General features: G+C 71.3%; 17 protein-coding genes. 10 read left to right on the top strand and 7 right to left on the bottom strand.

Annotated elements, in window-relative coordinates:
• Nucleotides 1-22 precede the first annotated feature (22 nt).
• From PSESU_RS02195 to gdhA, 5 genes are all read left to right on the top strand, one after another.
• Nucleotides 23-1,177, top strand: coding sequence for a threonine dehydratase (locus PSESU_RS02195; protein WP_013534131.1), 1,155 nt, complete (start codon nucleotides 23-25; stop codon nucleotides 1,175-1,177).
• A complete protein-coding gene (locus tag PSESU_RS02190) occupies nucleotides 1,174-2,748 on the top strand; it encodes a 2-isopropylmalate synthase (RefSeq protein WP_013534130.1) in 1,575 nt (524 codons plus the stop codon). Before PSESU_RS02195 ends, PSESU_RS02190 begins: the two co-directional genes overlap by 4 nt.
• A gap of 103 nt (nucleotides 2,749-2,851) precedes the next feature.
• Nucleotides 2,852-3,058 (top strand): hypothetical protein, encoded by a 207-nt coding sequence (locus PSESU_RS02185; RefSeq protein WP_013534129.1) that lies wholly within the window; start codon nucleotides 2,852-2,854, stop codon nucleotides 3,056-3,058.
• 42 nt (nucleotides 3,059-3,100) lie between these two features.
• Nucleotides 3,101-4,159, top strand: coding sequence for a 3-isopropylmalate dehydrogenase (leuB, locus tag PSESU_RS02180; protein ID WP_013534128.1), 1,059 nt, complete (start codon nucleotides 3,101-3,103; stop codon nucleotides 4,157-4,159).
• A gap of 43 nt (nucleotides 4,160-4,202) precedes the next feature.
• Nucleotides 4,203-5,543 carry an NADP-specific glutamate dehydrogenase gene (gdhA, locus tag PSESU_RS02175; RefSeq protein WP_013534127.1) on the top strand — a complete coding sequence of 447 codons (1,341 nt, stop codon included), beginning with the start codon at nucleotides 4,203-4,205 and terminating at the stop codon, nucleotides 5,541-5,543.
• A gap of 342 nt (nucleotides 5,544-5,885) precedes the next feature.
• Here the strand turns inward: gdhA and leuD are convergent, their stop codons facing one another.
• Together leuD and leuC are read right to left on the bottom strand one after the other, a co-directional pair.
• The gene (gene leuD / locus PSESU_RS02170; RefSeq protein ID WP_013534126.1) at nucleotides 5,886-6,533 is read right to left on the bottom strand and encodes a 3-isopropylmalate dehydratase small subunit; all 648 of its coding nucleotides are present in this window, start codon (nucleotides 6,531-6,533) and stop codon (nucleotides 5,886-5,888) included.
• A gap of 13 nt (nucleotides 6,534-6,546) precedes the next feature.
• Nucleotides 6,547-7,974, bottom strand: coding sequence for a 3-isopropylmalate dehydratase large subunit (leuC, locus tag PSESU_RS02165; RefSeq protein WP_013534125.1), 1,428 nt, complete (start codon nucleotides 7,972-7,974; stop codon nucleotides 6,547-6,549).
• Between the two features lie 136 nt (nucleotides 7,975-8,110).
• On the opposite strand from leuC, the gene PSESU_RS02160 reads away from it, so the two are divergent.
• On the top strand, nucleotides 8,111-8,977 hold the full coding sequence (locus tag PSESU_RS02160; RefSeq protein WP_013534124.1) for a LysR family transcriptional regulator: 867 nt from the start codon (nucleotides 8,111-8,113) through the stop codon (nucleotides 8,975-8,977).
• A gap of 168 nt (nucleotides 8,978-9,145) precedes the next feature.
• Here the strand turns inward: PSESU_RS02160 and PSESU_RS02155 are convergent, their stop codons facing one another.
• Nucleotides 9,146-12,310, bottom strand: a complete 3,165-nt coding sequence (locus PSESU_RS02155; RefSeq protein WP_013534123.1) for an efflux RND transporter permease subunit — start codon at nucleotides 12,308-12,310, stop codon at nucleotides 9,146-9,148.
• Nucleotides 12,311-12,313: 3 nt separating this feature from the next.
• Entirely contained in the window at nucleotides 12,314-13,435 is a 1,122-nt protein-coding gene (locus tag PSESU_RS02150; RefSeq protein WP_013534122.1) for an efflux RND transporter periplasmic adaptor subunit, read from the bottom strand.
• Nucleotides 13,436-13,533: 98 nt separating this feature from the next.
• On the opposite strand from PSESU_RS02150, the gene PSESU_RS02145 reads away from it, so the two are divergent.
• The 3 genes from PSESU_RS02145 (at nucleotide 13,534) to PSESU_RS02135 (ending at nucleotide 16,441) form a co-directional block, all read left to right on the top strand.
• Nucleotides 13,534-14,175 (top strand): TetR/AcrR family transcriptional regulator, encoded by a 642-nt coding sequence (locus tag PSESU_RS02145; protein ID WP_041764348.1) that lies wholly within the window; start codon nucleotides 13,534-13,536, stop codon nucleotides 14,173-14,175.
• Nucleotides 14,176-14,313: 138 nt separating this feature from the next.
• Entirely contained in the window at nucleotides 14,314-14,976 is a 663-nt protein-coding gene (locus PSESU_RS02140) for a protein-L-isoaspartate O-methyltransferase family protein (RefSeq protein ID WP_013534120.1), read from the top strand.
• Nucleotides 14,977-15,070: 94 nt separating this feature from the next.
• Nucleotides 15,071-16,441 (top strand): TolC family outer membrane protein, encoded by a 1,371-nt coding sequence (locus PSESU_RS02135; protein ID WP_041763764.1) that lies wholly within the window; start codon nucleotides 15,071-15,073, stop codon nucleotides 16,439-16,441.
• 84 nt (nucleotides 16,442-16,525) lie between these two features.
• Here the strand turns inward: PSESU_RS02135 and waaA are convergent, their stop codons facing one another.
• Entirely contained in the window at nucleotides 16,526-17,851 is a 1,326-nt protein-coding gene (waaA, locus tag PSESU_RS02130; RefSeq protein WP_013534118.1) for a lipid IV(A) 3-deoxy-D-manno-octulosonic acid transferase, read from the bottom strand.
• Nucleotides 17,852-17,910: 59 nt separating this feature from the next.
• Here waaA and PSESU_RS02125 point away from each other — a divergent pair, with 59 nt between their 5' ends.
• The gene (locus tag PSESU_RS02125; protein ID WP_013534117.1) at nucleotides 17,911-18,867 is read left to right on the top strand and encodes an LpxL/LpxP family Kdo(2)-lipid IV(A) lauroyl/palmitoleoyl acyltransferase; all 957 of its coding nucleotides are present in this window, start codon (nucleotides 17,911-17,913) and stop codon (nucleotides 18,865-18,867) included.
• Here the strand turns inward: PSESU_RS02125 and PSESU_RS02120 are convergent.
• Both PSESU_RS02120 and PSESU_RS02115 read right to left on the bottom strand, forming a co-directional pair.
• Nucleotides 18,819-20,189 (bottom strand): O-antigen ligase family protein, encoded by a 1,371-nt coding sequence (locus tag PSESU_RS02120; protein ID WP_013534116.1) that lies wholly within the window; start codon nucleotides 20,187-20,189, stop codon nucleotides 18,819-18,821. The genes PSESU_RS02125 and PSESU_RS02120 overlap by 49 nt on opposite strands.
• Nucleotides 20,170-21,282, bottom strand: a complete 1,113-nt coding sequence (locus tag PSESU_RS02115; protein ID WP_013534115.1) for a glycosyltransferase — start codon at nucleotides 21,280-21,282, stop codon at nucleotides 20,170-20,172. The genes PSESU_RS02120 and PSESU_RS02115 overlap by 20 nt, the downstream gene beginning before the upstream one ends.
• Nucleotides 21,283-21,302 lie beyond the last annotated feature (20 nt).

Here is a 21,302-nt window from a genome sequence, read left to right as displayed (position 1 = left end):
GATCGCACGGAGCACCGCGGCGATGCCTGAGACCGGCCGCGCCAGCACCGGGGAACCTGACGTCGGCGACGTCGGCGTTGCCGACGTGCTGGCCGCGCAGTCGCGGCTGCGCCGGTTCCTGCCGGTGACGCCGATGCACCAGGCCGAACGCTTCGGCGTGATGCTCAAGCTGGAGAACCTGCAGCGCACCGGCTCCTACAAGGTCCGCGGCGCGCTCAACGCGATGCTGGCCGCGCGCGAGCGCGGCGACGAACGCCCGGTGATCTGCGCCTCGGCCGGCAACCATGCCCAGGGCGTGGCCTGGGCCGCCTACCGCCTGGGCGTGCAGGCGATCACGGTGATGCCGCACGGCGCACCGGAGACCAAGATCGCCGGCGTCACCCACTGGGGCGCCACCGTGCGCCAGCACGGCGACAGCTACGACGAGGCCTTCGCCTTCGCCCGCCAGCTGGCCGAGCAGTACGGCTACCGTTTCCTGTCCGCGTTCGACGACCCGGACGTAATTGCCGGCCAGGGCACGATCGGGATCGAGATCGCGCCGCACGCCCCGGACGTGGTGATCGTCCCGATCGGCGGCGGCGGCCTGGCCTCGGGCGTGGCGCTGGCGCTGAAGTCCCAGGGCGTGCGCGTGGTCGGCGCCCAGGTCGAGGGCGTGGATTCGATGGCCCGCGCCATCCGCGGCGACGTCCGCCAGATCGACCCGGTGAAGTCCCTGGCCGACGGCGTGCGGGTGAAGGTGCCCGGCTTCCTGACCCGCCAGCTGTGCGCCCGCCTGCTGGACGACGTGGTCATCGTGCGCGAGGCCGAGCTGCGCGAGACCCTGGTGCGCCTGGCCCTGGAAGAGAACCTGATCGCCGAGGGCGCCGGCGCCCTGGCCCTGGCCGCAGGCCGCCGCGTGGCCGGGCGGCGCAAGTGCGCCGTGGTCTCCGGCGGCAATATCGATGCCGCCACCCTGGCCCAGCTGCTGTCCGAGGTCCGCCCGCGACCGCCGCGCAAACCGCGCCGGCGCAACCGCGGCCCCGAGCCCGCAGCTGCCGCCAAGGGGGATGCTGCGCCGCGCAAAGACCCACCCGTGGCAAAGCGCCGTCCAGCAGCTAACCTGTCCCCTGCAACCATTCCCGTCACAAAGGCGCCGAACGCGCCGCAGCCCGTCAGCGAAGAGGAGTTCACCTGGTGAACGCGCAACAGTCCCAAGCCCAAACCCAGGTCTCCCCGGCCCGCATCCGGGTGTTCGATACCACCCTGCGCGATGGCGAGCAGTCGCCCGGCTGCAGCATGACCCCGCCGCAGAAGCTGGTCATGGCCCGCGCCCTGGCCGACCTGGGCGTGGACGTGATCGAGACCGGCTTCCCGGCCAGCTCCCAGTCCGACCGCGAGGCCATGGCCCTGATCGCCCGCGAGATCCGCGAGCCGACCCTGGCCGTGCTGTCGCGCTGCCTGCAGGCCGACATCGACATCTCGCTGCGCTCGCTGGAGGCGGCCGCGAAGCCGCGCCTGCACGTGTTCCTGTCCACCAGCCCGCTGCACCGCGAGCACAAGCTGCGCATGAGCCGCGGGCAGGTGCTGGAGCGCGTGGTCCAGAGCATCCGCTACGCGAAGCAGCACATTGACGACATCGAGTTCTCCACCGAGGACGGCACCCGTACCGAGGAAGACTTCCTGCACGAGATCGTGGGCGTGGCGATTGCCGCCGGCGCCACCACGATCAACATCCCGGACACGGTCGGCTTCACCACCCCGGAGGAGATCCGCGGCATCTTCCAGCGCCTGATCGCGCAGGTACCGGGTGCCGACAAGGTCATCTTCAGCGCCCACTGCCACAACGACCTGGGCCTGGCCGTGGCCAATACCCTGGCCGCCATCGAAGGTGGCGCACGCCAGGTCGAGTGCACCATCAACGGCATCGGCGAGCGCGCCGGCAACTGCGCGCTGGAGGAGATCGTGATGGCGCTGAAGGTGCGCAACGCGTTCTTCGAGGCCGACACCGGCATCGACACGCGTCGCCTGGTCCCCACCTCGCAGCTGCTGCAGCGCCTGATCGGCATGCCGGTCCAGCGCAACAAGGCGGTGGTCGGCAGCAATGCCTTCGCCCACGAGTCCGGCATCCACCAGCACGGCATGCTGCGCCACCGCGGCACCTACGAAATCATGCGTCCGCAAGACGTGGGCTGGCCCGACACCCAGATGGTGCTGGGCCGCCACAGCGGCCGCGCCGCGGTCGAGCAGCGCCTGCGTGCGCTGGGCTACTACCTGGAGGAGGCCGAGCTGGACATGGTCTTCGCCGACTTCAAGGCGCTGTGCGAGCAGCAGCGCGTGGTCACCGACGCCGACCTGCAGCACCTGATGCAGGACACCGGCGACGGCGAGGGCTACCGCCTGGCCTCGATGACCGTCAGCGACGTCGGCCAGGGCGCCAGCGCCACGGTCGAGCTGTCCGACCCGGATGGCCGCCGCGTGGCCGAGACCGCCAAGGGCGACGGCCCGGTCGACGCGCTGTTCGCGGCGCTGTCGGCCGCCACCGGCGTGCAGCTGAGCCTGGAGAGCTACCAGGTGCACAGCGTCGGCCTCGGTACCGATGCGCGCGGCGAGGCCAGCCTCAGCGTGCGCCATGGCGAGGACGAGTACGAAGGCACCGGCACCAGCCGCGACATCATCGAGGCCAGCGCCCTGGCCTGGCTGGACGTGGCCAACCGGCTGCTGCGCCAGCGTCGCGCCACGGGGAACAGCGAGCAGCTGGCCACCGCCTGACCGATTGCAGAACTGGCCGGCCGCCGGTGGGGAGCCGGCGGCCGGTTTCCTTTCGATCGACCCACGACCGGCGCTCCCCGTGCCGGTCGCCAAGGAATGTTCCATGCCCATCGCCGAGAGCAACCCGGCTGCCACCCTGACCTTCGATGCGGCCGTCAGCCGCGCACTGGCCCGCCGCCACGCGGATACGCCGCTGCCGCCGCGCCCGGAAACCGTGGCCGAGGCGGAAGCCGAAGCCGCGGCCCTGCTGCGCGCGGCCGCCGTGCCGCCTGCGACCAGGCAAGCCGAACCGGCCGAGGCCGCCGAATAAGCCCGCGCCCCGGCGCGCATCCCCCAGTCACGAGACACCCCCATGCACGCGAACATCGTCGTACTGCCCGGTGACGGCATCGGCCCGGAGATCGTCTCCGCCACCTTGCCGGTGCTGGAAGCCATCGCCGCCCGCCATGGCCACGTCTTCTCCTTCCAGGAGCACGACATCGGCGGCATCGCCATCGACCGCCATGGCGAGCCGCTTCCGGCGTCCACGCTGGAGGCGGCGAAGAACGCCGACGCGATCCTGCTCGGTGCCGTCGGTGGCCCCAAGTGGTCCGACCCCAATGCCAGGGTGCGCCCGGAGCAGGGCCTGCTGGCGATCCGCAAGGCGCTTGGCCTGTTCGCCAACCTGCGCCCGGTGCGTCCGCACTCCGCCGCCCTGGGCGCCTCGCCGATCAAGTCCGAGCTGCTGGAAGGCGTGGACATCGTGGTCGTGCGCGAGCTGACCGGCGGCATCTACTTCGGCGACAAGACCCGCAGCGCCACCGACGCCAGCGACCTGTGCCGCTACACGGTGGCCGAGATCGAGCGCGTGGTGCGCAGCGCCGCCGCCCTGGCGCGCAGCCGCCGCGGCCACCTCACCTCGGTGGACAAGGCCAACGTGCTGGAGACCTCTCGCCTGTGGCGCGACGTCACCGCGCGGATCATGCGCGAGGAATTCCCGGACGTGACCGTGGAACACCAGCTGGTCGATTCCATGGCCATGCACCTGCTGTCCAAGCCGCGCGCCTACGACGTGATCGTCACCGAGAACATGTTCGGCGACATCCTCACCGACGAGGCTTCGATGCTGGCCGGCTCGCTGGGGCTGCTGGCCTCGGCCTCGCTGGGCGAGGGAAAGACCGGGATCTATGAGCCGATCCACGGCTCGGCTCCGGACATCGCCGGCAAGGGCATCGCCAATCCCTACGCGACCATCCTCAGCGCCGCCATGCTGCTGCGCCACTCGCTGGGGCTGGAAGCGGAAGCCGCGGCGCTGGAAGCGGCGGTGTCGTCGGCGCTGGACGACCGCGTTTTCACCGCCGACCTCGCCGCGCCCGGCCAGGCGGTCGGCACCACGCAGGCCGCGCAGGCGGTCATCGAACGCCTCGGCTGAGAGGCGACACCATTCCACGACGCCAAGGGCAGGAGTGAAGGCAATGCCAGGTTCCAGGGAAGAGTTCCTCGAGCGGGTCCAACGTCGCGACCCCGACCAGCCGGAGTTCCTGCAGGCGGTCAAGGAAGTGACGGCCAGCCTGTGGCCTTTCCTCGAGCGCCATCCGCGCTATGCCCGCGACGGCCTGATGGAGCGCCTGGTCGAACCCGAGCGCGTGGTCCAGTTCCGCGTCGCCTGGGTGGATGACCGCGGCCAGGTCCAGGTCAACCGCGCCTTCCGCGTCCAGCACAGCTCGGCGATCGGCCCGTTCAAGGGCGGCATGCGCTTCCACCCGTCGGTGAACCTCTCGATCCTGAAGTTCCTCGCCTTCGAGCAGACCTTCAAGAACGCGCTGACCACCCTGCCCATGGGCGGCGGCAAGGGCGGCTCGGACTTCGATCCCAAGGGCAAGAGCGACGGCGAGGTGATGCGCTTCTGCCAGGCGCTGATGCTGGAGCTGTACCGGCACCTGGGCCCGGACACCGACGTGCCGGCCGGCGACATCGGCGTGGGCGCGCGCGAGGTCGGCTACATGGCCGGCATGATGAAGAAGCTCTCCAACCAGGCCGGCTGCGTGTTCACCGGCAAGGGCATCGCCTACGGCGGCAGCCTGATGCGCCCGGAAGCCACCGGGTACGGCACGGTGTACTTCGTCGAGCAGATGCTGCACTACAACCATCGCCAGACCCACGGCGCGCGCGTGCTCGTCTCCGGCTCGGGCAACGTGGCCCAGTACGCCGCGATCAAGGCCACCGACCTCGGCGGCCGGGTCCTGACCTTCAGCGATTCGGGCGGCACGCTCTACTGCCGCGACGGCTTCGACATGGAGGCCATCGAGGCGATCGCCGCCCACAAGAACGAACGCCGCGGCCGCCTCGCCGAACTGGCGGACGATCCGCGCTACGACTACCTGCCCGGCAAGCGGCCCTGGCACATCCCGGCCGAGATCGCCCTGCCCTGCGCCACCCAGAACGAGCTGGACGGCGAGGACGCACGCAGCCTGGTGAAGAACGGCGTGGTCTGCGTGGCCGAAGGCGCCAACATGCCCTCGACCCTGGAAGCGGTGGACGTGTTCCTGGAAGCCGGCACCCTGTACGCCCCGGGCAAGGCCTCCAACGCGGGCGGCGTGGCCACCTCCGGCCTGGAGATGAGCCAGAACTCCGCGCGCCTGTCCTGGACCCACGCCGAGGTCGACGAGCGCCTGCACGTGATCATGAAGGACATCCACGCCAATTGCGTGCGCCACGGCAAGCGCAAGGACGGCACGGTCAACTACGTCGACGGTGCCAACATCAGCGGCTTCGTAAAGGTCGCCGACGCGATGCTGGCGCAGGGCGTGTACTGAGTCCGGCGCGCGATCGCTGCAACGGAAACGCCGCCTTCGCGCGGGGTTTCCGTCTGTATCTCCAGCCCCGCAGCCGGCCAACGACATGGCCGGGCGACTGGAAGCCGGGCCCAAAGGCGTCGAAGGAGGGCCACGGCTTTCATGGTCACGGACCTGGGTTGCGGGCAGATCGCCTGCATGGTTCCAGGTCCGGGCCGCAAAGCACAGGCACCACGCCGGGCGCGGAGACATCGCGGCAAGCGGGCCCTGCGACGCCCCTCGCCCCGCCCGGGCTCCCACCATTGATGGTCACGAAAAGGCCACCCGAAGGTGGCCTCTTCCTGGGTCACCAGCTGCGTCCGCTCAGGCGCCGGCGTTGAACAGCCACGGCTGGGCGGCGCGGTGGCGGGCCTCGAAGGCGGTGATCGCGTCCTTCTCCTGCAGGGTCAGGCCGATGTCGTCCAGGCCGTTGAGCAGGCAGTGCTTGCGGAAGGCGTCGATCTCGAAGCCGTACTGCACGCCGTCCGGGCGGGTGACGGTCTGCGCAGCCAGGTCCACGGTCAGGGTGTAGCCCTCGGTCGCCTCGCACTGGGCGAACAGGGCGTCCACTTCCTTGTCCTCCAGCACGATCGGCAGCAGGCCGTTCTTGAAGCTGTTGTTGAAGAAGATGTCGGCGAAGCTCGGCGCGATGATGGCGCGGAAACCGTACTCGTCCAGCGCCCACGGCGCGTGCTCGCGCGAGGAGCCGCAGCCGAAGTTCTCGCGTGCCAGCAGCACGCTGGCGCCCTGGTAGCGTGGGAAGTTCAGCACGAAGTCCGGGTTGACCGGGCGCCTGCTGCTGTCCTCGCCGGGCTGGCCCACGTCCAGGTAGCGCCACTCGTCGAACAGGTTCGGGCCGAAGCCGGTGCGCTTGATCGACTTCAGGAACTGCTTGGGGATGATCTGGTCGGTATCGACATTGGCGCGGTCCAGCGGGGCGACCAGGCCGGTGTGCGTGGTGAAAGCTTTCATCTCGGTGGTCTCCTCAGGCCTGGACCAGTTCGCGCACGTCGACGAAACGGCCGGCCACCGCGGCGGCGGCCGCCATCGCCGGGCTCACCAGGTGGGTGCGGCCACCGGCGCCCTGGCGGCCCTCGAAGTTGCGGTTGGACGTGGAGGCGCAATGCTCGCCGGCGCCCAGCTTGTCGGGATTCATCGCCAGGCACATGGAGCAGCCCGGCTCGCGCCACTCGAAGCCGGCCTCGATGAACACCTTGTCCAGTCCTTCGGCCTCGGCCTGGGCCTTGACCAGGCCCGAGCCGGGCACCACCAGCGCCTGCTTGACCGTCGGCGCCACCTTGCGCCCGCGCGCCACCGCGGCGGCGGCGCGCAGGTCCTCGATGCGCGAATTGGTGCAGGAGCCGATGAACACGCGGTCCAGGCGGATCGAGGTGATCGGCTGGTTGGGCTGCAGGCCCATGTACTTGAGCGCGCGCACGATCGAGTCCTTCTTCACCGGATCGTCCTCGCGCGCCGGATCCGGCACCGCGGCGTCGACGGCCACCACCATCTCCGGCGAGGTGCCCCAGCTGACCTGCGGCCTGATGTCCTCGGCGCGCAGCTCGACCACGGTGTCGAAATGCGCGTCCGGATCGGAGACCAGGCTGCGCCACAACGCCACGGCCGCGTCCCACTGTTCGCCCTTGGGCGCGAACGGGCGGCCCTTCACGTATTCGATGGTCTTCTCGTCCACCGCCACCATGCCCACCCGCGCGCCGGCCTCGATGGCCATGTTGCAGATGGTCATGCGGCCCTCGATCGACAGGTCGCGGATAGCGCTGCCGGCAAACTCCAGCGCGTGGCCGTTGCCGCCGGCGGTGCCGATCCTGCCGATCACCGCCAGCACGATGTCCTTGGCGGTGACGCCCGCGCCGAGCTTTCCTTCGACCCGGACCTGCATGTTCTTCATCTTCTTGGCCACCAGGCACTGGGTGGCCAGCACGTGTTCGACCTCGGAGGTGCCGATGCCGTGCGCCAGCGCGCCGAAGGCACCATGCGTGGAGGTGTGCGAGTCGCCGCAGACCACGGTCATGCCCGGCAGGGTAGCGCCCTGCTCGGGGCCGACCACGTGGACGATGCCCTGGCGGGTGTCGTCCATCCGGAACTCGAGGATGCCGAAGTCCTCGCAGTTCTCGTCCAGGGTCTGCACCTGCAGCCGCGACACCGGGTCGGCGATGGCCTGCAGGCCGCCGGCGCGCTCGGCGCGGGTGGTCGGCACGTTGTGGTCGGGCGTGGCGATGTTGGCGTCCACGCGCCACGGCTTGCGGCCGGCGAGCCGGAGTCCCTCGAACGCCTGCGGCGAGGTCACCTCGTGCAGGATGTGGCGGTCGATGTAGATCAGCGAGGAGCCGTCGTCGCGACGGGTCACCTCGTGCATTTCCCACAGCTTGTCGTACAGGGTCTTGCCGGCCATCCCTCTGTTCCTCTGGCGGTGGCGGGCATGGACTGCCCGCCGGGCTGAAGGGGAATCCTGCCGCCTTGCCATCGATAACTCAAATGCATATTTTTCATCCGGTAGATTCCTTCCAGGAATCCAATCCGGAGCCGCGATGGACTGGGCCAGCCTGTCGGCATTCGTCGCCGTCGCCGACCGCGGCGGCTTCTCCGCGGCCGCCGAACAGCTGCACCTGACCCAGCCGGCGGTAAGCAAGCGCATCGCCCAGCTGGAACAGGACCTGGACGTGCGCCTGTTCGACCGGCTGGGCCGCCAGGTGGTGCTGACCGAGGCCGGGCGCCTGCTGCTGCCACGTGCGCGGCAGATGCTCGCCGAGGCGGACGCGGCGCGGCGTGCCCTGCAGGACCTCGGCCACGACATCGGCGGCCGCCTGAGCCTGGCCACCAGCCACCACATCGGCCTGCACCGGCTGCCGGCGCTGCTGCGCCGCTTCACCGCGCTGCACCCGCGGGTGGCGCTGGATATCCGCTTCATGGATTCGGAGCAGGCCTACGCCCAGGTGCTGGGCGGCGATGCGGAGCTGGCGGTGACCACGCTCGGCCCCACCGAGCCGCCGCTGGTGGCGACGCCGGTATGGGACGACCCGCTGCGCTTCGTGGTGGCGCCGGACCATCCGCTGGCGCGGATGGCGAAGGTGACGCTGGCCGATATCGCCGCGCATCCGGCGGTGCTGCCGGACCCGGGCACCTTCACCCACCGCATCATCGCGCAGACCTTCGCCCGTCGCGGACTGTCGCTGCAGCTGCGCCTGACCACCAACTACATGGAGACCATCAAGATGCTGGTCTCGGTCGGCCTGGCCTGGAGCGCGCTGCCGCAGACCATGCTCGACACCCAGGTGCAAGTGCTGCCGGTCCAGGGCGCGCAGCTGTCGCGACAGCTCGGATACGTGGTGCATGGCGGGCGCACGCTGTCGCGGGCGGCGCAGGCGTTCGTGGCGTTGTTGCGCGGGGATTCGTGATTCGTGATTCGTGATTCGTGATTGGTGATTGGCCGGGACGATGGCGCTGGCCGACGGGTAAGCGAAGCGCACCCGGGTTCCCCTCTTCCGAGGGGAGTGGGGCTTCGTGCGGGTGTGCCCGGGGCGTAGCCGAAGCGGCGGCATCGCTTCAGCCACACCGCCAGACCGTCAGGCCGTTGCTTCTTCCGGCTTGACCCGGAACCAGGCCGCGTACAGCGCCGGCAGGAACAGCAGGGTCAGCGCAGTGGCCACGATCAGGCCGCCCATGATCGCCACCGCCATCGAGCCGTAGAACGCGCTGCGCGACAGCGGGATCATCGCCAGCACCGCGGTGAGTGCGGTCAGCACGATCGGGCGGAAGCGGCGCACCGTGGCGTCGACGATCGCGTGCCAGCGGTCGTGGCCGGCGGCGATGTCCTGCTCGATCTGGTCGACCAGGATCACCGAGTTGCGCATCACCATGCCGGCCAGCGCGATCGTGCCGAGCAGCGCCACGAAGCCGAACGGCATCCGGAACAGCAGCAGGAACCAGGTAGCGCCGATCAAGCCCAGGGGCGCGGTCACCAGCACCATCAGCGTGCGCGAGAAGCTGCGCAGCTGCAGCATCAGCAGCGTGGTGACCACGAACAGGAACAGCGGCATGCCGGCCTTGATCGAGTTCTGGCCGCGCGCCGAGTCCTCCACCGAACCGCCCACCTGCAGCAGGTAGCCGGCCGGCATCGAGGCGCGGATCTCCTCCAGGGTCGGATCGATCTGCGCGGTGACCGCCGCCGGCAGCAGCTCGTCGCCGATGTCCGCGCGCACGGTGATCGTCGGCAGCCGGTCGCGGTGCCAGATGATCCCCTCCTCGAAGGTCTGCCGCAGGCGCGCGACCTGCGACAGCGCCACGCTGCCGCCGTCGCCGGTGGGGATGGCCAGGCTGCCCAGCAGTTCCAGCTGCTCGCGGTCGCCGGCGCCACCGCGCAGCATGATCCCGACCAGCTCGTTGCCCTCGCGGAAGGTGCTGGCGGTGTAGCCGGACAGCTGCGCGCTGAGGAACTGCGCCAGCTGGGCGCTGTTGACGCCCAGCGCGCGGGCGCGGTCCTGGTCGATTTCCAGGCGCACCACCTTGCTCGGCTCGTCCCAGTCCAGGTTGACGTTGGTGGTGTGCGGGTTGGCGCGCACCTTCTCCGCGACCTTGCGCGCGATCGCGCGCACCTGGTCGATGTGCTCGCCGGAAACGCGGAACTGCACCGGGTAGCCGACGGGCGGGCCGTTCTCCAGGCGGGTCACGCGCATCTGCAGCTCGGGGAACTGCGGTGCCACCTCGCGCAGCAGCCAGTTGCGCAGTTCCTCGCGCGACTGGATGTCCTCGGCCAGCACCACGAACTGGCTGAAGTTGGTCGCCGGCAGCTGCTGGTCCAGCGGCAGGTAGAAGCGCGGCGAACCGGTGCCGACGTAGGCCACGTAGTTGCGGATGCCCTCGCGCTGCTGCAGCAGCGCCTCCAGCTTCTTCGCCTGCGCTTCGGTGGAGCGCAGCGACACGCCCTCGGCCAGCTCGATGTCGACCATCAGCTCCGGTCGGGTCGAGTCCGGGAAGAACTGCTGCGGCACGAAGCGGAACATCAGCAGCGACAGCACGAACAGGCCGACGGTCGCGCCGATCACCAGCCAGCGCCGGCGCAGGCAGGCGTCCAGCAGGCGCCGGAAACGCTGGTAGAACGGGCGCTGGTACGGATCATGGTGGTGGCCGTCGAGCGGCGCCGGTGCCAGCAGCCCGGCGTACTGCGGCCAGCGGTCGGCCAGCCGCTCGCGGAAGGCGCGCCGGCGTGCGGCGAAGCTGCCCGGCCTGGGCGGCTGCGGATGCGCCAGGTCCGGCAGCATCTTGTCGCCCAGGTACGGGATGAACAGCACCGCGGCGATCCACGACACCAGCAGGGCGATTGTCACCACCTGGAACAGCGAGCGGGTGTACTCGCCGGTGCTGGAGGCGGCGGTGGCGATGGGCAGGAAGCCGGCGGCGGTGATCAGGGTGCCGGTCAGCATCGGGAACGCGGTGGACTCCCAGGCGAAGCTGGCCGCGCGCAGGCGGTCGAAGCCCTGCTCCATCTTGATGGCCATCATCTCCACCGCGATGATCGCATCGTCCACCATCAGACCCAGCGCCAGCACCAGCGCGCCCAGCGAGATCTTGTGCAGGCCGATGCCGAAGTAGTTCATCACCGCGAAGGTCATCGCCAGCACCAGCGGGATCGAAACCGCCACCACCAGGCCGGTACGGAAACCCAGCGAGAAGAAGCTGACCAGCAGCACGATGGTCACCGCCTCGCCCAGCACGCGCACGAACTCGCCGACCGAGTCGCGCACCGCCTCGGGCTGGTCGGACACCTTGCGCAGCTCCATGCCTGCCGGCAGCTGCTCCTGCAGGCGCGCGAACTCCGCTTCCAGCTCCTCGCCCAGGCGCAGGATATGGCCGCCGTCGCGCATGGCGACGGCAATGCCGATCGCGTCCTGGCCCATGAAGCGCATCCGCGGTGCCGCCGGATCGGCGAAGCCGCGGGTCACCGTGGCCACGTCCTGCAGGCGGATGGTGCGGCCGTTGGCGCGCACCGGGAACGCACGGATCTCGTCCAGCGTGCGGAACGGGCCATCCACGCGCAGCTGCACGCGTTCGGTCGGGGTCTCGTAGAAGCCCGCCGGCACCACCGCGTTCTGCCCTTCCAGCGCCTGCTGCACGGCCTGCAGCGGGATGCCCAGCGTGGCCAGGCGCGCGTTGTCGATCTCGATCCAGACCTTCTCGTCCTGCAGGCCGATCAGCTCGACCTTGCCCACGTCGGCCACCCGCTGCAGTTCCAGCTGGATGCGGTCGGCGTAGTCCTTGAGGATGGCGTAGTCGAAGCCCTCGCCGGTCAGGGCGTAGATGTTGCCGAAGGTGTCGCCGAACTCGTCGTTGAAGAACGGGCCGATCACGCCCTCGGGCAGGGTCGCACGGATGTCGCCGACCTTCTTGCGCACCTGGTAGAACAGGTCCGGCACGTCCTTCGAGCGCATCGAGTCGCGCGCCATGAAGATCACCTGCGACTCGCCCGGGCGCGAGTAGCTGCGCACGAACTCGTACTTGCCGGTGTTCATCACCGCCTTCTCGATGCGCTCGGTGACCTGCTGCGAGACTTCCTCGGCGGTCGCACCCGGCCACAGGGTCTGCACCACCATGGCCTTGAAGGTGAACGGCGGGTCCTCGCTCTGGCCCAGCCGCAGGTAGGACCAGGTGCCGATGACCGCCAGCGCGATCATCGCGTACAGCACCAGCCCGCGGTTGTGCAGCGCCCACTCGGATACGTTGAAGCGGCGCATGGCTCACTCCGCCTTCGGCTGGGCGGCAGCGGCGGCCACCGGCCGGTTGTCGCGGTCGACAGCGACAACCTCCTCGTCCTCGCGCAGCAGGTGGCCGCCGGCGGCAACCACCCAGTCACCGGCGCGCAGGTCGCCGCGCACGTCCACGTATTCGCTACCCAGGGTGCCGTGCTCGACCGGCACGCGTACCGCCCTGCCCTCGCGCACCACCCACACCACCGGCTTGCCATCTTCGGCCTGCTGCAGCGCCGACAGCGGCACCTGCAGGCCGGCCCCGGCATTCCCGCGGCCAAGGAACACGCGAGCGCTCTGGCCGAGCACCACGTCGCCTGCCACCGCCTCGTCCAGCGCCACGCGCGCGGCGTAGCTGCGGGTCTGCGGATCGGCCGCCGGCGCCAGCTCGCGGATGCGCGCCGGCAGGCGCTGGCCGGGGCGGCTCCACAGCTCGACCTCGGCGGCATCGCCGACCTTGAACTGGCCGACGCGGTCCTCCGGCAGGTCGATCGCGATTTCGCGACCGCCGTCGGCGGCCAGCACGAAGATGGTCTGCCCGGCGCCCACCACCTGGCCGACCTCGGCCTGGCGGCTGGCGATCACCCCGGCATGCGGCGCGCGCAGGGTTGTGTAGCCGGACTGGTTGCGGGTCACTTCCCACTGCGCGCGGGCGGCATCGGCCTGGCCGGCGGCGGCCTTGTAGGCGGCAGCCTGGCCCTCGTAGGCGGAACGGCTGACCAGCTGCTGCTCGACCAGCTTCGCGTAGCGGTCCAGGTCGCCCTTGGCGCGCACCCGCTCGGCCTCGGCCGCGGCCAGCTGCGCCTGCGCGGCCTGGGCCTGCAGGGCCTGGTCGCCCGGGTCGAGCTCGGCCAGCACCTGGCCCTCGGCCACGCGCGCGCCGGCATCGACCCGTCGCGCCACCAGTTCGCCGCCGATGCGGAACGACAGGGGACTTTCCTCGCGGGCACGCACCTCGCCGGGGAAGGCCAGGCCCGCAGCCCCGCCCGCCGCCTGCGGCTGGACCACCCAGACCGGGCGCGCGGCGGGCGCCTGGTCCTCGCCGTTGCCGCAGCCCACGAGGGCGATGGCCGCCAGGGCCGCCAGTACTCCACACCTGATCCGTCCCTGCATTTGGCGCTCCATCCCGTACGTGGAAAATAGTGAACCGGCCGGTATGGTATAAATAGAAAACCAAACAGTCTAGTATTGCCTGCATGACCCGCCAGACCGTGCCAGCCAGCGCCCCGGCGCCCGCCCGCAACCCCGGCCCCGGACGTCCGAAGGACCTCGCCAAGCGCGCCGCGATCCTCGACGCGGCCAAGCGCATGTTCCTGGAGCTCGGCTACCAGGGCGTGAGCATGGACCAGATCGCCGCCGCTGCCGGGGTGTCCAAGCTCACGGTCTACAGCCACTTCGGCGACAAGGAGACTTTGTTCTCCGAGGCCATCGCCGCCAAGTGCCGCGAAGTGCTGCCGGACGAGCTGCTGCTGAGCCCGCCCGAGGGCCCGCTGCGCGACCAGCTGCTGGCCATCGGCCATGCCTTCTTCGCCCTGATCAGCAGCGAGGAGGCGATCCGCATCCACCGCATGATGACCGCGGGCACCGGCGAGGAAGCCCTGCGCACCCTGTTCTGGAACGCCGGTCCGCGCCGGGTCCAGGAGGTTTTCGCCCAGTTCCTGCAGGCGCGCACCGACGAGGGCCTGCTGCGGATCGGCGACGTCCCGCTGGCGGCCTCGCAGTTCTTCAGCCTGCTCAAGGGCGAGCTGCACCCGATGATGGCCTGCGGCCTGTGCGAGACGCCCCGCCCGGAGGAGCTGCAGCGCCACCTGGAGGCCACCGTGGACTTCTTCCTGCGGGCCTATGGCGCCTGAACGCTTTCCCGGCCTGCCGCTGGTCGCGGTGACTTCCGGCACTGAGCGCCGGCCGCCGCCGCGGCGATGCTTCCTGCCGCCGGCCCGGCCCTCAGCGGTAGTAGAATGCCCGGCCTCCCGCGCCTAGTGACAGCAGCCATGACGATCGATTACGCCCGTGCCCGCGAACTGATGGTGGAACAGCAGGTCCGTCCCTGGGACGTCCTGGACGCCGCCGTGCTCGAGGTGATCGGCCGGTTGCCGCGCGAGGCCTTCGTGCCCGAGGCGCAGCGCGCCCTCGCCTACGCCGACCTGGAACTGCCGCTGGGCCACGGCGCACGCATGATGAAGCCGGTGGTCGAAGGCCGCATGCTGCAGGCGCTGGAACTGCAGGGCGGCGACAGCGTGCTGGAAATCGGCACCGGCAGCGGCTATACCACCGCCTGCCTGGCGGCGCTGGCCCGCGAGGTCGTCAGCATCGAGGTGGTGCCGGAACTGGCCGACGCCGCGCGCGAGCGCCTGGAGCGTACCGGCCTGGGCACCAACGTCCGCGTGCTGGCCGCCGACGCCATGGAGTACACCCCCACCCGCACCTTCGACGTGGTGTGCGTGACGGCCGCCGTCGACGTCCTCCCGACCCGCTTCATGGAATGGTTGCGCCCCGGCGGCCGCCTGTTCGTGGTCCGCGGCCGCGCCCCGGTGATGGAAGCCGTGCTGGTGCGCCACACCGGCGATGTCAACGCGCCGGCCATCGAATCGTTGTTTGAGACCGAGCTCGAGTACCTGCGTGGTGCCGAGCCGGCACCGCAGTTCAGTTTCTGACCGTTTTGCCCCGCGGGGCAGCGGTCCGATCCCGATATCCCCACGACGGCCCGGACATGGATCCGGGCCCAACATGAAGATAAGGAAGCCGCTGATGATCCGCCGTTCCCTCGCCCTGGCCCTGGCGGCCGCCCTGGCCCCCGCCACCGCCGGTGCCGCCGACCTGCTCCAGACCTACGAGATGGCGCGCAACGGCGACACCACGCTGGCCATCGCCGAATCGAACACGCTCATCACCAAGGAAGGCAGCGTCCAGGCCCGTGCCGCGCTGCTGCCGCAGGTCAGCGGCAGCGCCAGCCTGACCCGCCGGCGCACCGAGCCGGAAGGCAGCCCGCGCAGCTTCGAGAGTACCAGCCGCAACTACGGCCTCAACGCCAGCCAGACCCTGTTCAACTGGGGCCAGTTCTCCAGCCTGCGCGCCGAGCGTTCGCTGAGCGCCGCCGCCGACCAGGACCTGGCCGCCGCCAGCGACGACCTGATGGTGCGCACCGCCGCCGCCTACTTCGACGTGCTGGTGGCGATCGAGTCGCTGGCCGCCGCCGAGACCAACGAGGCCGCCGGCAAGCGCCAGTTCGACTACGCCGACAAGCGCCTGGAAGTGGGCCTGGCCCCGATCACCGACGTGCACGAGGCCCGCGCCCAGTACGACGCCGCCCGCGCCAACACCATCCTCGCCCGCAACGCCCTGCAGGACGCCTACCAGGCCCTGGCCGAGCTGACCGGCCAGCCGGTGCGCGACCTGCGCGCCCTCCCGGCCGACTTCCGTCCGGAACTGCCGAGCATGCGCAGCGACGCCGATGCCTGGGTCGCCGCGGCGATCCAGAACAACCCGAACCTGCGCTCGTCCGAGCTGCGCGCCCAGGCCGCCAACCAGGGCGTCGAGACCGCCCGCGCCGGCCACCTGCCGACCCTTTCGCTGAGCGGCGGCTGGAGCAAGGGCGCCACCTGGGGTGATTCCATCGCCTCCGAGGACGGCGGCGGTACCGGCCAGAGCACCGGCAGCAGCATCGGCCTGACCCTGTCGGTGCCGATCTTCTCCGGCGGCGCGACGCAGTCGCGCGTGCGCCAGGCCGTGGCCCAGCGCGATATCGCCCAGGACCAGTTCGAGCAGCAGCGCCGCGCCCTGGACCGCAACACCCGCAACCTCTACCAGGCCCTGGTCGCCGGCGTGAGCGAGGTCGAGGCCCGCCGCCTGGCCGTGGTCTCGGCGCAGAGCGCGCTGGAGGCCTCGCAGGTCGGCCTGGAAGTCGGTACCCGCACCGTGCTGGACGTGGTGCAGAACCAGCGCACGCTGTTCCAGGCCCAGGTCGAGTACGCCCGCTCCAAGTACAACTTCCTGCTCAACCGCCTGCTGCTGTCGCAGGCAACCGGCGAGCTGGACGTGGACTCGCTGCGCCAGGTCAACGCCCTGCTGAGCGTCGACGCCGAGGCCCAGCTGCAGGATCCGTCGGTGCTGCGCCAGTAAGCGCCACGCATCCCGCGACACGGAAAAGGCCGCCCGGTGGGCGGCCTTTTTCTTTGCAGCGTTTGCGGATGGCTCGGGGCCCTCTCACTCCTCGACCGGGTCGGGTTCCGGCAGGTCCGGGGCGATCAGCTCCAGGGTCCGGCGCAGCGCACCGCGGCCCTGGTCGACCAGGGCGAGCCCGGCGGCGACCATCTCCTCGCGCGCCTGCGGATCGGCCAGCAGTGTCTCCAAAGCGTCGCCGACTCCGTCCAGGTCCTGGCCCACGCGCAGGGCACCGGCCTCGTCCAGGCGCCTGGAGATGTCGACGAAGTTGTGCAGGTGCGGACCGGTGACCACCGCCGTGCCCACCGCCGCCGGCTCCAGCAGGTTGTGGCCGCCGATCGGCTGCAGGCTGCCACCGACGAAGGCCACGTCGGCGCAGGCGTAGAACGCCATCAGCTCGCCCAGGGTATCGACCAGGAACACCTGGTCGTCGGCGCCGGGCCAGCCATCGCGGCTGCGGGTGCCGACCTTCCAGCCCGCGGCGACGGCCGCCGCCTGCGCCCGCGGGAACCGCTCGGGATGGCGCGGCGCCCACACCAGCAGCAAGTCCGGCCAGCGCGCCTGCAGGCGCCGGTGCAGGGCCAGCACCGCCTCCTCCTCGCCCTCGTGGGTGCTGGCGGCGATCCACACCGGGCGCTTGCGCCCCAGCGCGTCCTCGAACGCGCTGCGCAGCACCTCCAGCCCGTCGGGCACCTCGATGTCGTACTTGAGGTTGCCCAGCACCTGGATCTGCGCGGGCTCGGCGCCCAGCACCTGGAAGCGGCGGCCATCGGTCACCGACTGCGCGGCCACGCAGCGCACGGTGCGCAGGGCGCGGCCCAGCAGCGGCCGCAGCAGGCGGTAGCCGCGCAGCGAGCGCGCGGACAGCCGCGCGTTGATGATGTACACCGGGATGCGGTGGTCGCGGCAGCCGAACAGCATGTTCGGCCACAGCTCGGTTTCCATGATCAGCGCCACGGTCGGGCGGAAATGCTGCAGGAAACGGTCGACGCTGCCGGGCAGGTCGTAGGGCAGGTAGACGTGGTCCACGCGTCCGCCCCACAGCGAGCGCACCCGCTGCGAGCCGGTGGGGGTGATCGTGGTGATCACCCAGCGGGTGCCCTTGTTCTGCCGCAGCAGGGCGTTGACCAGCGGCGCGGCGGCGTTGACCTCGCCCACCGAGACCGCGTGCAGCCACACGCAGGGCCGGCCCTGTTCGGTGCTGTAGGCACCGTAGCGCTCGTCCCAGCGCCGGAAGTACTCGCGCACGCGGAAGCCGCGCGAGACCAGGTGGTAGAGCGTGAAGGGCGAGAGCAGGTAAAGCGCCAGCGAGTACAGCCAGCGCACCAGGCGTTCGCCCGGTTCCTTGGGCGGAAACGGAGTCGACATGGGCGCAGGATAGCCGAGGCGACGACGGCCAGCCGTGGGCGAAGGCTTAGAATCCACGCATGAGCGCCGCAGACACGCCACCTCCCCGCCCCTCCTTCGCCCCGCGCAACTGGCCGATGTGGCTGGGCCTTGCGCTGATGGTCACCGCCGCCCGCCTGCCCTGGCTGTGGCAGCGCGCGATCGGCCGCGGCATCGGCTGGCTGGCCTGGCACCTGGGCAGCACCCGCCGCCGCGCCGCCGAGGTCAACCTCGCCCTGTGCTTCCCGCAGCAGACGCCGGAGTGGCGCGCGCGCCTGGCCCGCGAGAGCTTCGACGCGCTGGGCGTCGGCCTGTTCGAGTTCGCGCGCGCCTGGTGGGGTTCGCTGGCGCCGATCGAGCGCAATGCCACGATCGAGGGCCTGGAACACCTGCACGAACTGCAGGCCCAGGGCCGCGGCGTGCTGCTGGTCTCCGGCCATTTCATGACCCTGGAGATGTGCGGACGCCTGCTGTGCGGGCAGGTGCCGCTGGCCGGCATGTACCGCCGCCACCGCAACCCGGTGATGGAGTGGGCGGTCAAGCGCGGTCGCCTGCGCTACGCCACCGCGATGTTCGCCAACAGCGACCTGCGCGGCGCGGTGCGCCACCTCAAGCGCGGCGGCATGCTGTGGTACGCGCCGGACCAGGACATGCGCGGCAAGGATTCGGTATTCGCGCCGTTCTTCGGCATGCCGGCCTCGACCATCACCGCCACCCACCAGCTGGCGCGGGTCACCGGCTGCGCGGTGGTGCCGTTCTTCCACCGCCGCGAGGGTGGGCGCTACATCCTGCGCGTGGCGCCGCCGCTTCCCGATTTCCCCAGCGAGGACGCGGTCGCCGATACCGCCCGGGTCAACGCCGCGATCGAGGCCATGGTGCGCGAGGCGCCGGCCCAGTACCTGTGGATCCATCGCCGCTTCAAGCGCCAGCCGCAGGGCCGCAGCAACTACTACGACCGCGGCCGCGGGCTGCCCACGCCGCCGGCCCCGGGAACCTGAGCCGGCCTCAGGCCTCGGGCGCGCCGTGCGTGCAGCAGGCCCACGTAGAGCCCGGCCAGCAGCATCAGCACCCCGCCCCAGAAGGTCGAGTAGAAGGCCAGGTGGGTGTTGAGCGGGAAGGTGGTCGCCACCAGGGCCAGCCCTGCCGGGCCCGCCTGCCGGCGCGCCGCCGGGCTTGCACGTCGCCACGCGCGCCAGGCCACCCAGGCCCCGGCCAGCCAGGCCAGCAGGCCAAGCACGCCGGTCTCGCTGAGCAGTTCCAGCAGCAGCTGGTGCGCATGCAGGGCATCGCCCTCGCCCCAGGCCGGCGCGTCCGCGGCCGCCGGATCGCAACCAGGCCAGGCCTGGCGGAAGCCGCGCACGCCGACGCCGTTGAGCGGATGCTCCCGCGCCATGCACAACGCGCCCTGCCAGATCCGGCCGCGCCCGGACAGCGCGCCATCGACGCCGCCGGCATCGGCCTGCAGGGCAAGCGCGGTGCGCTCCACCCGCTGCTGCAGCTGCGGCGAGACCACGTACAAGGCCACCAGCGCCAGCACGCCGGCCAGCGCGAAACCGGCCAGCCGCCTCGCGCCCAGCACGCGCCAGCCCGAGACCAGCGCGACCAGTCCGAACGTCAGCCAGGCCGCGCGAGCGCCGCCCAGCAGGATGGCCACGCCCAGCACCGCTGCGGCCACACACCAGGCCCAGGCCCGGCCGCGCGTGGCAGCCCACGCCAGTGCGAATGGCGACAGGCTGGCCAGCACCAGGCCCAGCTTGGGATTGCAGGCACCGAAGATGCCGTTGATGCGGTCCGGTGCCAGTACCTCGTCGGGCGGGCACAGGGGGCCACCGCCTGACCAGCCCTTCAACGCATCGAGGGCGGCGAACAGCGGACTGCTTCCGGCCATGGCCTGCAGCAGCGCATCCATGGTCCACGCGAGCGCGACCAGGGCGATCCCGCCCAGCAGCCAGCCGCGCCCGCGCGGTTCGCGCACCGCGATGGCGACACCCCACAGCAGCGGCAGGTAGCGCAGGTCGGCCACCACCTCCTTCCAGGCCCGGCCACGGTCCAGCGCATCCGGGGCGGACAGCAGCTCCGGGAGCCAGTAGGCGGCGAACAGCAGGCCGGCCAGCACGAAGGCCCGGCGATCCAGCGGCAGCGTCCGCCCGCGCGCCGCCAGCCAGCCCAGCTGCCCCGCAACCGCCAGCGCGCCCAGTGACAGCACCGCCTCGGCCGGCCCGGGCAGCGGCCACAGCGCCACCGCGAGCACCAGCCAGGCCGGCGTCCAGGCGAACGCGCGACCGCTGGTCGCGGCGTGCTCAGCCGGCCAGTTCGGCATACAGGTCCAGGGTTGCCTGCTGCATGGCCTGCAGCGTGTACGGGATGGCGACCGGCGCCGGCGGATCACGCAGCTGGCGCGCGGCCGTCGTGGCCAGGGCATCGGCATCGAACGGCGGCACCGCGCCGGCCGGCTGCAGCTGCTGCAGCAGTTCGCCCACGCCGCCGTGGGCCCAGCCCAGCACCGGGCGACCACAGGACAGCGCCTCGAGCACGGTGCGGCCGAAGGCCTCGGGCTTGCGCGACAGCTGCAGCACCAGGTCGCTGGCGGCGTAGGCGCTGGCAATGCGCGCGGTGGGCGGGGTGAACAGCGCCGCGTCGGCCACGCCCAGCTGCGCGGCCAGTGCCTCCAGCTCGGCGATATAGGCCTCGCGCCCGGCCTCGCGCGCACCCGGCAGCCACAGCTTCGCCCGTGGGTGGCCGGCGGAGCGCAGCGCGGCCAGCAGGTGCAGGGCGTCGGCATGGCCCTTCAGGCGGGTGCCACGCCCGGGCAGCAACAGCAGCGGCGCGGCGTCGGCCAGCGTTGGATATCCGGCGGCGGCTTCGGCGCGCGCTGCCGGATCTGGATGCGGGCGCGGCGGGAACTGGGCCGGATCGATCCCGCGCTCGATCACCCGCAACCGCGACGGATCGGTAGCCGGGTAATGCCGCAGCACGTACTCGCGCACCGTGCGCGAAACGCAGACCACGCGCTCGCCGCTGGCCATCACCGCGCTGTAGCGGCCGGGCGAGTTGAGCCCGTGCACGGTGGTGACCCAGCGTGGACGTCGCGTAACGGGCAGGCCCGCCAGGGCCATCCGCCCCAGCCAGGCCGGCAGGCGCGAACGGGCGTGGACGATATCCGCGCCGCTGTCGCGGAACAGCCGGCGCAGGGCCGGGACACGGCGCAGCGCCGCCAGCGACTTGCGGCCGATGGCCAGGGTGACGTGTTCGGCGCCGCAGGCTTCAAGCGCCGGCACCAGGCGGCCGCCGGCGGAGACGACGATGGCGCGATGGCCGGCGGCGACCAGGGCCGCGGCGATCTCCAGGGTGGAACGCTCGACGCCGCCGGATTCCAGTGCCGGCAGCAGCTGGACGACGGTCAGGCGGCGCATCGACGACGGGGCCGGCGCGC

This window comes from Pseudoxanthomonas suwonensis 11-1, assembly GCF_000185965.1.
GTDB lineage: Bacteria > Pseudomonadota > Gammaproteobacteria > Xanthomonadales > Xanthomonadaceae > Pseudoxanthomonas > Pseudoxanthomonas suwonensis_A.
This window is presented reverse-complemented; position numbering and strand designations above follow the sequence as displayed.

Coding starts and splice junctions, on each gene's coding strand:
- PSESU_RS02195 (WP_013534131.1), top strand. CDS start 23: ATGCCTGAGACCGGCCGCGCCAGCACCGGGGAACCTGACGTCGGCGAC.
- PSESU_RS02185 (WP_013534129.1), top strand. CDS start 2,852: ATGCCCATCGCCGAGAGCAACCCGGCTGCCACCCTGACCTTCGATGCG.
- leuB (WP_013534128.1), top strand. CDS start 3,101: ATGCACGCGAACATCGTCGTACTGCCCGGTGACGGCATCGGCCCGGAG.
- gdhA (WP_013534127.1), top strand. CDS start 4,203: ATGCCAGGTTCCAGGGAAGAGTTCCTCGAGCGGGTCCAACGTCGCGAC.
- leuD (WP_013534126.1), bottom strand. CDS start 6,533: ATGAAAGCTTTCACCACGCACACCGGCCTGGTCGCCCCGCTGGACCGC.
- leuC (WP_013534125.1), bottom strand. CDS start 7,974: ATGGCCGGCAAGACCCTGTACGACAAGCTGTGGGAAATGCACGAGGTG.
- PSESU_RS02160 (WP_013534124.1), top strand. CDS start 8,111: ATGGACTGGGCCAGCCTGTCGGCATTCGTCGCCGTCGCCGACCGCGGC.
- PSESU_RS02155 (WP_013534123.1), bottom strand. CDS start 12,310: ATGCGCCGCTTCAACGTATCCGAGTGGGCGCTGCACAACCGCGGGCTG.
- PSESU_RS02150 (WP_013534122.1), bottom strand. CDS start 13,435: ATGCAGGGACGGATCAGGTGTGGAGTACTGGCGGCCCTGGCGGCCATC.
- PSESU_RS02140 (WP_013534120.1), top strand. CDS start 14,314: ATGACGATCGATTACGCCCGTGCCCGCGAACTGATGGTGGAACAGCAG.
- PSESU_RS02135 (WP_041763764.1), top strand. CDS start 15,071: ATGATCCGCCGTTCCCTCGCCCTGGCCCTGGCGGCCGCCCTGGCCCCC.
- waaA (WP_013534118.1), bottom strand. CDS start 17,851: ATGTCGACTCCGTTTCCGCCCAAGGAACCGGGCGAACGCCTGGTGCGC.
- PSESU_RS02125 (WP_013534117.1), top strand. CDS start 17,911: ATGAGCGCCGCAGACACGCCACCTCCCCGCCCCTCCTTCGCCCCGCGC.
- PSESU_RS02120 (WP_013534116.1), bottom strand. CDS start 20,189: ATGCCGAACTGGCCGGCTGAGCACGCCGCGACCAGCGGTCGCGCGTTC.
- PSESU_RS02115 (WP_013534115.1), bottom strand. CDS start 21,282: ATGCGCCGCCTGACCGTCGTCCAGCTGCTGCCGGCACTGGAATCCGGC.